12 protein-coding genes are annotated in these 15,089 nt (G+C 40.3%); 10 read left to right on the forward strand and 2 right to left on the reverse strand.

Translation table 11 applies throughout. From position 1 onward, the window contains the following. The first annotated feature begins 57 nt into the window (after positions 1 to 57). The 6 genes from leuD to B2107_RS17600 all read left to right on the forward strand — a co-directional run bounded on the left by leuD (position 58) and on the right by B2107_RS17600 (position 6,537). Positions 58 to 648, forward strand: coding sequence for a 3-isopropylmalate dehydratase small subunit (gene leuD, locus B2107_RS17575; protein WP_293957010.1), 591 nt, complete (start codon positions 58 to 60; stop codon positions 646 to 648). After that, a complete protein-coding gene (locus tag B2107_RS17580) occupies positions 642 to 2,120 on the forward strand; it encodes an ATP-binding cassette domain-containing protein (protein ID WP_293957011.1) in 1,479 nt (492 codons plus the stop codon). The genes leuD and B2107_RS17580 overlap by 7 nt, the downstream gene beginning before the upstream one ends. 86 nt (positions 2,121 to 2,206) lie before the next feature. Continuing rightward, positions 2,207 to 3,280 carry a 3-isopropylmalate dehydrogenase gene (leuB, locus tag B2107_RS17585; RefSeq protein ID WP_293957012.1) on the forward strand — a complete coding sequence of 358 codons (1,074 nt, stop codon included), beginning with the start codon at positions 2,207 to 2,209 and terminating at the stop codon, positions 3,278 to 3,280. A 122-nt stretch (positions 3,281 to 3,402) separates the two neighbouring features. Then, on the forward strand, positions 3,403 to 4,566 hold the full coding sequence (locus B2107_RS17590) for a 2-isopropylmalate synthase (RefSeq protein WP_293957014.1): 1,164 nt from the start codon (positions 3,403 to 3,405) through the stop codon (positions 4,564 to 4,566). A gap of 137 nt (positions 4,567 to 4,703) precedes the next feature. Further along, entirely contained in the window at positions 4,704 to 5,951 is a 1,248-nt protein-coding gene (gene ilvA / locus B2107_RS17595) for a threonine ammonia-lyase IlvA (protein ID WP_293957015.1), read from the forward strand. A gap of 70 nt (positions 5,952 to 6,021) precedes the next feature. After that, a complete protein-coding gene (locus tag B2107_RS17600; RefSeq protein WP_293957016.1) occupies positions 6,022 to 6,537 on the forward strand; it encodes a DUF2911 domain-containing protein in 516 nt (171 codons plus the stop codon). A gap of 113 nt (positions 6,538 to 6,650) precedes the next feature. On the opposite strand, the gene B2107_RS17605 is transcribed toward B2107_RS17600, so the two are convergent. Next, positions 6,651 to 9,053, reverse strand: a complete 2,403-nt coding sequence (locus B2107_RS17605; protein WP_293957017.1) for a S9 family peptidase — start codon at positions 9,051 to 9,053, stop codon at positions 6,651 to 6,653. A gap of 460 nt (positions 9,054 to 9,513) precedes the next feature. Here B2107_RS17605 and B2107_RS17610 point away from each other — a divergent pair, with 460 nt between their 5' ends. From B2107_RS17610 to nrdF, 4 genes are read left to right on the forward strand one after another with little or no spacing between them, the layout of a single operon-like run. After that, positions 9,514 to 9,747, forward strand: a complete 234-nt coding sequence (locus tag B2107_RS17610) for a thioredoxin family protein (protein ID WP_046673718.1) — start codon at positions 9,514 to 9,516, stop codon at positions 9,745 to 9,747. Between the two features lie 34 nt (positions 9,748 to 9,781). Beyond that, the gene (gene nrdI, locus B2107_RS17615; protein ID WP_293957018.1) at positions 9,782 to 10,189 is read left to right on the forward strand and encodes a class Ib ribonucleoside-diphosphate reductase assembly flavoprotein NrdI; all 408 of its coding nucleotides are present in this window, start codon (positions 9,782 to 9,784) and stop codon (positions 10,187 to 10,189) included. A gap of 10 nt (positions 10,190 to 10,199) precedes the next feature. Further along, positions 10,200 to 12,254, forward strand: coding sequence for a class 1b ribonucleoside-diphosphate reductase subunit alpha (nrdE, locus tag B2107_RS17620; RefSeq protein ID WP_293957019.1), 2,055 nt, complete (start codon positions 10,200 to 10,202; stop codon positions 12,252 to 12,254). Positions 12,255 to 12,298: 44 nt separating this feature from the next. After that, entirely contained in the window at positions 12,299 to 13,285 is a 987-nt protein-coding gene (gene nrdF, locus B2107_RS17625) for a class 1b ribonucleoside-diphosphate reductase subunit beta (RefSeq protein WP_209578155.1), read from the forward strand. 232 nt (positions 13,286 to 13,517) lie between these two features. Here nrdF and B2107_RS17630 read toward each other — a convergent pair whose 3' ends face one another. After that, a complete protein-coding gene (locus B2107_RS17630) occupies positions 13,518 to 15,077 on the reverse strand; it encodes a RagB/SusD family nutrient uptake outer membrane protein (protein WP_293957020.1) in 1,560 nt (519 codons plus the stop codon). Positions 15,078 to 15,089: the final 12 nt, after the last annotated feature.

Raw genomic sequence — 15,089 nt, forward strand, 5'->3', positions numbered from 1 at the left:
GATAAAAAACGGAGGGCTAATAGACTCAGCTCCGTTTTTTATTTTGACTTTGAAAAAATGAAAAAATTTGAAACTTTAACTTCACGGGTAGTTCCACTACCTATTGAAAATATTGATACCGATCAGATCATTCCAGCGCGTTTTCTAAAAGCGACCACGCGCGAAGGATTTGGAGATAATTTATTCCGTGATTGGCGCTTTGATACAGACAATCAGCCCAAAACGGATTTCGTATTGAACAACCCGACCTATTCGGGAAAAATATTGGTTGCGGGTAAAAACTTTGGCTGTGGTTCTAGTCGCGAACACGCTGCCTGGGCTATTCAAGACTATGGTTTTGACGTTGTTATCAGTTCATTCTTTGCAGATATCTTCAAAGGAAATGCGCTAAATAATGGGGTTTTACCCATTCAAGTTCCAGAAGAGTTTTTAGGAAAGATATTTGAATTGGTACACCAAAATCCTAATACCGAAATTATCGTCGACCTGGAGAAACAAACGGTCATGTTGACAGAAACAGGCGATCAATTTGAATTTGAAATCAATCCATATAAAAAGTCATGCTTGATCAATGGATATGATGACATCGACTTTATCCTAAACCAAAAAGATTCAATCGAAGCATTTGAAGCAAACAGACAATGGTAGATCCTGTCGTCCATATTGCCAATTTAACTGTTCAGTACGGTAGAGATATCGTATTGCAAGATTTAAATTGGCAAATTTTTAAGGGTGAACAATGGATCATAGGAGGACCGAGTGGTACCGGAAAAACAACGCTTGCAAAAGCAGTTGCCGGTCAATTAAAATATGAAGGGAAAATCGAATTCAATCTCGGCTCCAATAATCCCCTTTCAGCAAAAATTCACTATGTTTCCAATTGGTTTCAGTTTACCAATCTCGAAGGCGACCGCAACTTTTATTATCAACAGCGGTACAACAAATTCGCAAAAAACGATACGTTAACTGTTTTTGCAGAGCTGAAACATTACGCACAGGAGGAACAACTCTCTTTTGACGATGTACGCAACTATCTGACAATTTTTGGTTTTGAAAATTTCAAAGATCAACAGTTAATCGAACTTTCCAGTGGGGAGCATAAAAGACTACAATTGATCAAGGCGCTATGGCTCGAGCCTGAGGTCCTTATCATTGATCAACCTTATACGGGTTTAGACGTACAGTCTCGACAAGACCTCAATCGCATTTTTGATCAGCTGGCAAATAAAGGGGTGACGTTGTTGCTTATTAATAATGATGATGAACAACCAAGCTGCATCAATCGTTTTGCGGAGATACAGCATGGTAAGATTGTTATTCGCCAAAATAGCAATGAGATATCCAGAGGATTGCCCCGCACAAGAAAAGCGCTCCCTTATTTTTTGCAACGAGCCCCTGAAGTAACTTCTCCGATCATGGTAAAAATGAACAAGATTAATATCTCTTATGGAGAAAAACAAGTTCTAAAAAACATAGACTGGGAGGTAAAAGCTGGTGAAAAGTGGTTACTTCAAGGTCATAATGGCTCTGGAAAATCAACTTTGCTTAGTTTAATCAATGGAGATCATCCCCAGGCCTATGCCAATGACATTTATCTTTTCGGTAAAAAAAGAGGATCTGGAGAAAGTATCTGGGACATCAAAGAACATTTGGGGATCATATCGCCAGAATTACATTGGTACTACGATATGAATGCCAACGTTGGACAGACCATCGCTTCGGGTTTCTTTAATTCCATGAGCCTCTATCAGCGATTAGGATTTGAACAACAGCAGAAGCTGGAGCAAATTCTTCATTTTTTTGACCTCAAAGAGGTTAAACATAAAACATTGGGATCATTACCCCTGGGCCAACAACGTTTGGCTCTACTGGCGCGCACAATCGTGAAACATCCTGAACTGCTGATTTTGGACGAACCATGTCAGGGTCTGGACAAAGAGCAGACACAGTATTTCAACGACGTCATTGATGATCTGAGTAAAAGCGGCCAAACCCTCATCTACGTAGGGCATTTCGACGCTCAGTTACCCAATTGCATTGATAATAAAATGGTGTTGGAAAAGGGAGAAGTGAAAGCGACAACAGAAGTTACCCACAAAAAAGAGGTGTTTTCCACATAAGAAATGTGGAAAACGCCCAGCTAGAATAGAAAATAGATGTTAGCGGTTAGCATTTAGAGACTAACGGCTCAATAGTTATAAAAACAATGAAAAAAAACATTTTAATCATACCTGGAGATGGTATAGGCCAAGAAGTAACCACTTGGGGTAAAAAAGTGCTAGAAAAAATTGGTGAAAATTATGGTCATGAATTTAGCTTTGACGAAGCCATCATGGGCCATACCGCAATTGAAGCTACAGGCAACCCACTACCTGACGAGACGTTAGCGAAAGCAAAAGCTTCTGATGCAATCCTTTTTGGTGCCATTGGCCATATCAAGTATGATAATGATCCATCGGCTAAAGTTAGACCTGAACAAGGCTTACTAAAAATCCGTAAAGAATTGGGTCTGTATGCTAATCTTCGCCCAATATTATTATTTGATGAATTGTTGGATGCTTCAAGCTTAAAGCCAGAAATTCTTCAAGGGACAGATATTCTTTTCTTCCGTGAATTGACAGGCGATGTGTATTTTGGCGAGAAAAACCGAAACGAGGACAACACTTTTGCCTCAGATCTAATGAATTATCACCGTTACGAAGTTGAACGTATCGCACGTAAAGCTTATGAGGCAGCGCGCACGCGTAGTAAAAGGTTATGCTCTGTTGATAAAGCTAATGTCCTGGAAACGTCGCGTCTTTGGAGAGAAGTTGTACAAGAGCTTGCAAAAGAATATCCAGATGTTGAAACAGAGCACATGTTTATTGATAATGCCGCCATGCAATTGGTCAAAAATCCAAAGAAGTTTGATGTTGTTTTAACCGCTAATCTTTTTGGTGATATCCTAACAGACGAAGCTTCGCAAATTGCAGGCTCTATGGGCATGTTGGCCTCTGCCTCTGTAGGTGATGGCACTGGTTTCTTCGAGCCTATACACGGCTCTGCGCACGATATCGCTGGTCAAAATAAAGCAAATCCACTTGCGTCAATATTATCTGCAGCCTTGATGCTTGATATTAGCTTTGGCCTACAGGAAGAAGCTAAAACGGTTACCAATGCTGTAGCTGAAACATTGAAGGCAGGCTGGAGAACTGGTGACATTGCAAACCGTAGCACAATAGCTTCAAAAATTTTAGGTACCCAAGAAATGGGGCAAAAAGTACTGGAGTTTATTAAATAGTATTGAGATATGAGTAATGAAGTAGTGAGTATTGGGAATCAGATGCCGCAAGCCTTTGCTCGGGCACTTAAATGCATTGCTTCTTACATATTTAGTTTATAAATCTTTTGAATTAAGAAATTATGTTACACGATCCTAATCATCTTTACATTTTCGACACCACATTGCGTGATGGCGAGCAGGTACCCGGATGCCAATTAACTACTCCAGAGAAAATTGAGATCGCAAAGGACTTAGAAAAACTGGGCGTTGATATTATCGAAGCTGGTTTCCCAGTGTCTAGCCCCGGTGATTTTCAATCGGTGGTAGAATTGTCCAAAGCCGTGAACGATGTCATTATATGTGCATTGACCCGTGCCAATAAAAACGATATTGATGTAGCTGCCGAAGCATTACAATACGCCAAACGCCCGCGCATCCATACGGGTATAGGCTCTTCGGATATGCATATCAAATATAAATTCAATAGTACACGGGAAGAAATTTTAGAGCGAGCGGTTTCCGCTGTAAAACATGCTAAATCCTATGTTGAGGATGTCGAATTTTATGCAGAAGATGCCGGTCGCGCAGATTTAGAATTTCTAGCTAAAATGGTGGAATCGGTCATTGCTGCCGGAGCTACTGTCGTTAATATCCCTGATACAAACGGTTATTGTTTACCGGACCAATATGGATCAAAAATCAAGTATCTGAAAGAACATGTACGCAATATCGATCAAGCGATCATTTCTGCACATTGCCACAATGACTTGGGACTTGCAACGGCAAATTCCGTCGCAGCGATACAAAATGGTGCGCGTCAGGTAGAATGTACAATAAACGGTATCGGTGAGCGTGCTGGTAACACTTCGCTAGAAGAAGTGGCTATGATCCTTAAGGTACACAAGCAAGCATTTGGAAGTTTAACATCAAATATTGATAGCCGCATGTTTACCTACTTATCCCGTAAGGTAAGTGAAATGATGAATATGCCTGTGCAGCCAAATAAAGCTATTGTAGGTCGCAATGCCTTTGCACATAGCTCAGGGATCCACCAGGATGGATTCTTAAAGCATCGCGAAAACTATGAGATTATTAGACCAGAAGATGTTGGTTTGTTGGAAGCTGATATCATTTTAACTGCCCGTTCGGGAAGACATGCACTCAAACATCATCTAGAGCGTTTAGGATTTCACCTTGAAAAAGACGATCTAGCAGATTGCTATCAACGCTTTTTGGTTCTGGCCGACGAAAAGAAAAATATTTGCGATGATGACCTAAAAAGCCTCGTCCAAGAAAAAATCTAGAAAAGGAAGGCTGCTCATGCAGCCTTTTTTCTTCAAAAAAATCAACTATATTTAAACACACAGTAGCGGTAGAATCTTTAGTATCACAGCGGGTATCTGCATTTTCTTACCGACCTTAACTGGGCAATCCTCTAACAATGAATCTTTCAACCTTAAATATCGATTCCGAGGCTACGCTTGAACGCATCAAGTCTGTGGTCAATCGCACCCCTTTACAGTATAACAGGCATTTATCCGAGAAATATGGCGCCGAAGTTTACCTCAAACGAGAAGACTTACAGGTCGTACGTTCGTACAAGTTACGGGGAGCCTATAATAAGATTATTTCACTTACAGAAGAAGAGCGGCAGCTTGGTGTTGTATGCGCAAGCGCAGGTAATCATGCCCAAGGCGTCGCTTTTTCCTGTAATAAACTCAATATCAAAGGGGTGATATTTATGCCCGGCCCGACACCACGCCAGAAAATCTCGCAAACCGAAATGTGGGGTAATGGCAATGTAGAAATCATCTTAACCGGGGACACCTTTGACGACTGCCAAAAGGCTGCGCTAGCTTATACCGCAGCGTACGGCATGACTTTTATCCCTCCTTTTGATGACCTTAAAATTGTAGAAGGTCAGGGCACCGTTGCTGTTGAAGCCTTGCAGGATTTACCGGATATGGATGCTATGTTTATTCCTATTGGTGGTGGCGGTCTGGCTGCAGGCGCTAGCTATTACCTTAAAAATAAAAACAAAGCCATTAAATGCTATGGTGTAGAGCCCGAAGGTGCTCCTTCCATGCAAGCTGCCCTAACACATGGTGCACCGATTGAACTTGAACATATCAACAAATTCGTTGACGGGGCCGCTGTTAAAAAAATCGGTGCCACAACCTTCGAAATCGCCAAACAACTGCTGGATGATACGCGCTCTATTCCCGAAGGAAAAATCTGTACCTGTATATTAGAACTATATAATAAGGATGCAATTGTCGTCGAACCTGCAGGAGCACTTTCAGTAGCAGCGCTCGAGTTCCACAAAGATGAAATTAAAGGAAAGAAAGTCGTCTGTATCATCTCCGGTGGAAATAATGATATTGACCGCATGAGTGAAATCAAAGAACTGTCTTTACTTTACGAAGGTTACAAGCATTATTTCATCGTTCGTTTCCCACAAAGACCTGGCGCATTAAAACTTTTCGTATCCGAAGTATTGGGACCTAAAGACGACATTACGCGATTTGAGTTTATCAAAAAGACAGAACGAGAAAGAGGCCCCGCGCTGGTCGGCATCGAGCTCAACAAACCCGAAGATTATACAACATTAATTGAACGCATGAAAGAATATAAGTTTGATGTCATTGAGATCAACAAAGACCAAACATTATTCGAGTATTTGGTATAAAAATAAAAAGCAAAATTTTCATCACATAAAAATCTTATATTTAATTGTTTAATCAAAAAAATAAGCACATATGAGAGTAGTAATTTTAGCAATTTTGACCTTAATAGGTCAGCTTACCTTTGCGCAGACAGACAAAAGTAAACGACCAAGTCCTCCTGACAACACCAAGGTGACTACGGTCGATGGTATCACGATCGACATCAATTACAGCCGTCCATCATTAAAAGGCCGTCAATTGGGTGTTGATGTTGCCCCTATCGGTAAAGTATGGCGAACCGGAGCAAATGAAGCCACTACGATCGAATTCGATAAAGATGTATTGGTTGAAGGCAAGAAATTGGCCGCTGGAAAATATAGTCTTTACAGTATCCCGGGCGAACATGAAACAACGCTCATGTTCAATAAAGTTTGGAATCAGTGGGGAACGAAATATGATTCCAAAGAAGATGCCTTAAGCATTTCCGTCAGTAACGCAACAGCAAGTACCGCACAGGAACAATTTAAGATCAATGCCACTCCACAGGGAACAGTCTCCTTGGAGTGGGGAGCATATGTCGTACCCTTTACGGTTAAAGCGAGCAAATAGGTGCGATGCTTTCCAGTGAATCAAAATTTATTGCACAGAAAAAGGGACTGATAGTAGTCCCTTTTTTATAACAACACCGTATCGTGCAGATCTTAATAGTTTTGGCCAGACAGTTAATTTTTCAAGTATTTTTGCAAAAATTGATCCTGCTCCCACAGTAGATGGAATATATTTTCTTTGGCTACATACCCATGCGCTTCACGCGGCAAAATCACCATCCGCACAGGAGCTCCCAAATTCTTTAGCGCCTGGAAATAGCGCTCGGTCTGCAAAGTAAACGTCCCGGGATTATTATCTGCTCCACCGTGAATCAATAACAGTGGTGTTTTCATCCGATCAGCACTTACAAAAGGAGACATGGTCATATACAACGCGGGATCATCCCAGAAGTTTCGCTGCTCACTTTGAAAACCGAATGGTGTTAAGGTTCGATTATATGCTCCAGAGCGTGCTATTCCCGCTGCAAACAATTTGGAATTGGACAACAAATGTGCTGTCATAAATGCACCATAGGAATGCCCGCCTACCGCAACTTTTTTTCGATCGATATAGCCCAGCTGGTCTACCGCATCGATTGCTGCCTCAGCATTAGCCACAAGTTGCTCAATAAAAGTATCATTCGGTTCTTTCGTCCCTTCCCCAACAATTGGGAAGGCAGCATTATCCAGTACAGCATACCCTTTAGATACCCAATAGATAAAAGAGCCATAACTTGGGAATGTAAACTCCTTAGGATTGGCGGTATGCTGTCCAGCCGTATGCTTATCCTTGTATTCCCTTGGGTAAGCCCACATGAGCAATGGTAATTTTTCCTTTTTATTAAAATCATAACCTGCAGGCAGATAAAGCGTTCCCGAAAGCTCTACCCCATCGTTACGCTTGTAATTCAAAATCTCTTTATGAACTTTTTCCAAAGATTTGAACGGGTTTTCAAGAGCTGTTAGTGTCGTCTGTTTCCCAGATTTCATATTTTTCATGTAATAATTGGGATAGATCGATGCTGATTGAAGCGAAATTAATAAATCCCCTGTTTTGGGATTCACTATTTGGGTAATACGTTCTTGTAGTGCGGATGCCGCTGCAGTGTACATTCGCTTTTTCTTTAAAGATTGTAAATTGAGCTCATCCACAAAGGGGAACTCGCCATCTTTCGTAAACCCTTTGCCCACAAATAAAACCTTATCTTTATCTATATACATGGAGTAAGTGCCTAAACTATTTCTTTCCGTATACACGTCGCCAGGATCATTATATACGTCCTGACTGTTCCGATCGTGCAGCAGTTTGGATTCTCCTGTGGAAGGATTAACCACAAAAGTTTTCCTATTTCTAGTATCATACCATTGCGAATGAACCAAGGCGTACTTCTCATTGCCCCATACGACACCGGCATAACGGTCTTTGGTTTTGAAAATAAGCTTTCCCGCCCCCTTGAAAGGGTATGACAAGGTATATAAGGCATCCCGAAACTCCGCCTCCTTATTGGCATCCCCGCCGTCAAGTGCTTCAACATAAGCTAACGTAGCGGGTTGGTCGCTCCGCCAATGCCAGGCCCGCTTTCCCGAGCGTGTCGACGAAAACCCTTTCGGCATGACTTCCGTCAAAGGAGTCTCATTAACAAGCGTGATTTCTTTACCAGTACGATCATAGATATGTACCTTTTGCGGAAAATACGATAGCGGAACCACATACGAATAGGGCTTCGTGATTGTCGATACCATCACATATTCGCCACTCGGGGAAAAGCTGATCCCTGTATAAATGGCTTTGTCTTTAAAAGACGAAATTTTGCCGTTAAGATCCACAAGCTGCAGATTTGACTGCGCCAATGTTTCAAAGTTTGTCTCGTCCAATGGGCTCTTCAGCAAGTCCTGATACGTTCTCAACTGCGAAACCTTTCCATCGCTTGTTGAAACAACCGGTCCTTGCGGCAAATCTTTGGAAGGATCCAACAGTGCAGGCCTATCCTGTGGCAGACTGGTAATCATTAAACCTGACGAATTTCTTAACCATTGAAAAGGTGCCGTCATTGTCCCATTCAAATTGTAATTGGTTAACTGTTTGACGTTCCGCGTAGCCAGATCAACAACAAACAAAGCTGTACCACTATCATTGCTATTGCTGAATGCCAAATACTTATTGTCCGGAGAAAACACAAAGTTGGATAGTGCCGCATTTTCTGGCATCCCGGCAAAGTCAGTATATTCAAGATTTTGATCTATTTTTTTTAAGGTAATCTTATCGTAAAAGAGCGTTGAACTCTCCATATATGTTTTCGGATTAATCCTTAATCCTGCCAGTTTCATTTCTTCCTGCCCCAATTCGGCCAGACTTTTATAAGTGGGGCGAAATGTAAAAAGCATCCAATTTTTATCGCCTGAAATTATCAGCTGAGGAGGGCGTACATAATCGGCCAACGCCAGGATTTCAGTAGAGGGTTTTTGAAAGGTAATGTTTTCTTGCGCTTGCGTTTGTAGTGAAGTTAAAAGCAAGAGACCATAGAATAGTTTCTTCATAAATTTATTTTTCAAATTAGGGCAAAATAAAATAATAAAACATTCATTACGAAGCAAGATTTGTAGCTTTTTTATGACACTAAAATTAAACTTAAATCATTTGTAAAAAAGGGGTAAAAATTACTAGTTTAAAGTTATCCACATTTTTAAAATACACACAATCAAACACTTAACCACAACAATCCGCTACAAACGCATGCTCTATTAAACTTTTACCCAAAATGTGGAAAAGTCTACCTACCGCATAGCAGGAAAATGTAGGATATTTGTTAAGCTGATAAAGGAATTAGCAACTCAACGAAGTTTTTTACGTATCAGAAACAGATCTTTCTATTTAATAAGTATCTGTTTTCAGCGCCCGGCCTAACCTTAGGATCGGGTTCCCCTATTCAAATTGATACAATTAACTTCGTTCCGAGTTTTTCTATAAAGATTGGAATAAAAAAAATAAACAAGTAACATGGCAAGAATTATCAAATTTGAGAAAAACGATTGTGCCCCTTGCGCACAAGTATCGGCTTATTTGGATCAAAAAGGTATCCAATATGAAACGGTTAATCCTTTTGATGAACCAGACTTGGCTGCACGATTCAAAATCCGCACAGTTCCTACTGTAATTGTGTTGGAAAATGAAGAGATTCAACACCGTATCATTGGCTTTAAACCAGAAGAATTGGCCGCCATTGCACTTTAATAAATTCAGCGTATCATTTAAACCAAACAACAACATGATACACATTTATTATGATTCCAAAACGGGCAACGTACAGCGTTTTATGGATAAGGTCGCTCAAATAACAGGCTGGCAAATCCATAAAATAACCCGCGATTTGAAGGTAGAAGACCCTGGCCATTTGGTCACTTTCACCACAAATTTTGGGCAGGTACCCGATAACACAGTAGAATTCATGAAACGCGAAGCTAAAAACATCTATTCTGTTACTTCAAGCGGTAATCGCAATTGGGGGCCGAATTATGGCTTGGCAGCTGATCGCATTTCACAAGATTTCGACATTCCACTGGCATTCAAATTTGAACTGTCCGGAACAATGGAAGACATTAATCAATTTATTGACATCTTAAAGAACTTTTGCGATGGTAGCAAACGAAGTAGCAAAAAACTGGATATTGCTTAATAATGAAATCATGATTAAGCATGATGACGAATTCAGCTTACATAAAGATAAGGAAGCAGTTCGTGCCTATTTCTTGGAATATGTAAATAAGAACACGGTGTTCTTTTATACATTGAAAGAAAAAATAGACTATTTGGTAGAGAACAACTATTATATTGACTTTTACCAATGGTTTACATTTGAAGAAATGGAAGAAGTATTCAACTATGTATACGCTAAAAAATTCCGTTTTGAGTCTTTTATGGCGGCCTTCAAGTTCTTCCAGAGCTACGCTTTGCGTGACGATTCTGGTGAGAAGTTCCTAGAACGCTATGAAGACCGCGTTGTTGCTGTTTCCCTATTCTTGGCAAGAGAAGAAGGCGTAAAAAAAGCAATTGAATACGCCGAAATCATGATCAATCAAGAATACCAGCCGGCGACACCTACCTTCTTAAATGCAGGAAAGAAGCGCTCTGGTGAATTGGTTTCTTGTTTCCTTGATGAAATCGGTGACAACTTAAATGGTATTGGTTACGCTGTTGATTCCGCTATGAAGTTATCTTCTATCGGTGGTGGCGTATCGTTCAATATCTCCAAAATCCGTGCTCGTGGCGAGGCAATCAAAGGTGTTGAAGGTCGTGCGGGCGGTGTACTTCCTATTATGAAAATTATGGAAGACACATTCTCCTATGCCAATCAATTGGGACAGCGTCCAGGTGCAGGTGCCGTATATCTTAATATTTTCCACTCCGATATTGAAGAGTTTTTGGATTGTAAAAAGATCAATGTTGACGAAAAGGTACGTATCAAATCCTTGTCTATCGGTATTATCGTGCCTGATAAATTCATGGAATTGGCAGAAAAAGATGAACCTTGTTATTTGATCTATCCACATACCGTCATGCAAGAGTATGGACAATTCTTGGACGAGATGGATATGGACAAAATGTACGACGAATTGATCACGAATCCAAATGTGAAAAAGAAAAAGATCAATGCCCGTCACCTCTTGGTTAAGATTGCACAGACACAAAAAGAATCCGGTTACCCATATATATTTTTTAAAGAGAATACCAACCGTGTCCATGCGTTGAATGAAATCGGTCAGGTAAAATTCTCTAACCTATGTACGGAGATCATGCAGGTATCTCAAGTATCCGACATTGAGATCTATGGCAAACAAGATACCATCCGTTATGGCATCTCCTGTAACTTAGGCTCTTTAAATATTGCGACTGTAATGGACAACAAACGTATCAAAGAGACCGTAAAAACGGCTATGCGTGCGTTGACTGTCGTTACCGACGTAACTAATATCGATATGGTTCCTTCGATTGCCAAAGCCAATCGCGAGTTGCATTCCGTTGGACTGGGTGCGATGAACTTACACGGTTATCTTGCAAAAAGCTTCATCATGTACGAGTCTAACGAAGCATTGGATTTTGCCAATACGTTCTTTATGATGATGAACTATTATTCATTGGAAGCATCCATGGAAATTGCCAAAGAACGTGGTAAAACATTTGTTGGATTTGAAAAATCAGCCTATGCTGACGGCACCTATTTCGATAACTATGTCAACCGCGATTACATGCCAAAGACAGCTAAGGTAACAGAGTTATTCGAAGGAATACATATTCCAACGGTGGAAGATTGGTTAGCATTAAAAGCACAAATCAAAGAACATGGCATCTACCATGCTTACCGCTTGGCTATTGCTCCAAATCAGTCGACTTCCTATATCATGAATGCTACTGCATCGGTTATGCCTATTGTAGATATCATTGAAGTACGTGAATATGGCGACAGCACAACTTACTATCCAATGCCATATTTGACAAATGATAATTATTTCTATTTCAAATCGGCATATGATATGGATCAATTCAAGGTATTGAAGCTGATTTCAGTCATTCAACGTCATATCGATCAGGGTGTATCCACTATTTTGCATACCAACTCAAAAGATTCGACGAGAGATTTATCGAGATATTATATCTATGCACATAAACTAGGGTTAAAATCCCTTTATTACACACGGACAAGAAAATCAACGATTGACGAATGTGTCTCTTGTTCAGCTTAATTTTGCGATTTGGTAAACTAAATGCCTAATACTTTAAACTAAAAATGAGTAAAACATATAAAGCCGTCAACTGGAATACCCCCGAGAACGATTATGTATTAATGTTCTGGGAACAAAATATCCGTCAATTCTGGATCGACACAGAATACATTCCATCGAAAGATATTGATAGTTGGAAACGTATCAGTCCAGAAATGAAAGATGCGTATAAAAAAGCATTGGGTGGCTTAACCTTATTGGATACCCTTCAGAGTCATACGGGTATGCCTAAGATCATCGATCACATCGACACATTACAGAATAAAGCGGTATTGTCCTATATGTGTATGATGGAAGCTATCCATGCAAAATCGTATTCTACTATTTTCACGACAGTTTCTACAACTGCTGAAATCAACGATATTTTCGAATGGGTTCAGCAAAATAAATACTTGCAATACAAAGCGCAAACAATCGATGGTTATTATCGTGCGATCGATAAAGAAGACGCTTCAGAAGAAGAAATCTATATGGCGATGGCTTCTTCGGTATTATTGGAGTCCTTCCTGTTCTATTCCGGATTCTTCCTACCATTATGGTTATGTGGACAAGGGGAGATGGTCGCATCAGCTGATATCATTAAAAAAATCATCGCTGATGAATCGATACATGGCGTATTCGTAGGATTGATCGCTCAAGATCAATTCAAAAAACTAAAAAATCAAGATCAGGTCAAAGCACGTTTCTTGGCACTTCTTTACAATTTATATGAAAATGAATTGAAATATACCGAAGAGATCTATACCGAAGTAGGTTTAACTGCCGAGGTGAAAGAATATGTTCGTTATAATGCCAACAAAGCGTTAATGAATCTTGGATTTGATCCGATCTTCGAAGTAAAACAGGTTAATCCAATCGTATTGAATGGATTGAATACCGAGACAACACAACATGATTTCTTCTCCAAGAAATCAACGAACTACGAAAAAGCAACTGAGATTGTTCATCTAAAAGATGATGACTTTAAAATGGATGTGGTCGTAGATATATGATACTGGCGATAGCGTCAAAAAGCCGTTAAGATAAATTCTTAACGGCTTTTTTTATGTGGTCTCAATACCCAGCAGGGTATGAACATCACAGTCAGACTGAGTATTTGCCTGAAGGAGTACTAAACAGAGCGCTGCTCCTAAAATAACCTTGCTGATTCTGGATTTTCACCTACAAATCACTTTAGATAATCATGGCTATCCATTTTGATAGCCATGACTACTATTGAAAGATCTATTGATACCCTGGATTCTGCGTCAATTTATTGTTGCGTTGAATCTCATCAGGTGAAATAGGCCATAAGAGGTCGGATTCTTTAAATGTCGCACCCGATGCGTTTTTCGCACCAATAAGCGGAACAAAATCTACTTTTCCGGCTTCTGTTGTGGAGATTACAGGGAACATTTTCGTACGTACAATATCATCCCACATTTTGTATTCCAACGGAAACTCACGAAGACGTTCTTTCCAACATTCTTTGACAAAATTTTCTGCTGATAATCCTTGTAGCTCGGCCGTGAAAGCAGCAACAGATTTTCCAGCTGTGTTCGCACGTGCTTTGACCTGTGCTAAATATCCGGCTGCTTCAGCACTGACTCCGGTTGATTTAGCGATACCCTCTGCAGCAGTTAACAAAGCTTCGGGATAACGGTAAAAATTCCAGTCCTTGGTCCCTCTTCCCGTCGTTAACAGAGCTTGCTCATCAACATAGTACCATATACCAGCATCTTCCGAAGTCCATTTTTTACCGTTAATCGGATTGGTATAAGACCAGTGATAGAACTGGTTAGGTTTGATCCGTAAATCATCTTTATCGTAAACATTCAAAAACTGCTTCGTAGGACCAAAAACACGCTCAAATATTGAATAAGTAGTAAATACCGAAACTGCAGACGAGCTAAAAGCTGTTGCAGTCCTTGCTCCGCTGTTAGCAACAAGGTCATCAAATTCCTGTGCATAAATCACCTCATCTAGGTCATCCGTCTTACGCAATAAGTTGTAGGCACTATTTTCTGCAAAATCCGTATTTTGGGTCATCTTATGCGGCGAATTGACCACAATTTTAGCCATAGTCGCCGCATCTGCAAATTTACCTTGTTGTAAATAAACATCGGCCAAAAGCATTGCTGCTGCATATTTTGTAATGCGATGGCCCTCTGCAAATTTTTTAGCTGGTAGCACTTCCACAGCACTTTTCAGGTCTGCCTCTATCAATTCATAGATCTTCGTCGCCTCTGTACGTTCTAGATAAAGTGGATCGTTCAATGTCTCATTCGGGAGTGTATACAAGGGCACTGCTCCAAATGTTTTGACAAGATAAAAGTAGTTGTAGGCTCTAAAAAATTTGGCTTCAGCCAATAACGTATTTTTCTTGGTCTCATTGACCATGTTTATCTGCGGGATATACTTTACACCTGCATTAGCGATATTAATGGCTTCGTAAGCTCCATCCCAAATCGTATTCATCGTGGGTGATATTACGCTCGTATTTTGCTGCCGGGTCAGCTCACGCGCAAACAATGTGACACGCTCTTGCCCTTCATAACTATTCGTAAAATACCCTGTTAAAATGGTATTAATGGAAGCCGTAGAACCTAGATAGGAACCTGTTGTAGAATAACGTAATGGTGAACCCCGACGGTAAAGTGCATTTACAGTTGCTTCGGCCTGTCCTTCATTTTCATAATAGCTAATTAATGACAGGTTAGAGCTAGGATTTTCGTCCAAAAATTTATTACAGGATGTTGTGAGAGCCAGTCCGGCCAATAACAACAGAAATAATTTATTCTTCATCTTTTTAAATTC

Origin of the sequence: Sphingobacterium sp. UBA7855, assembly GCA_002500745.1 — a bacterium.
Lineage (GTDB): Bacteria > Bacteroidota > Bacteroidia > Sphingobacteriales > Sphingobacteriaceae > Sphingobacterium.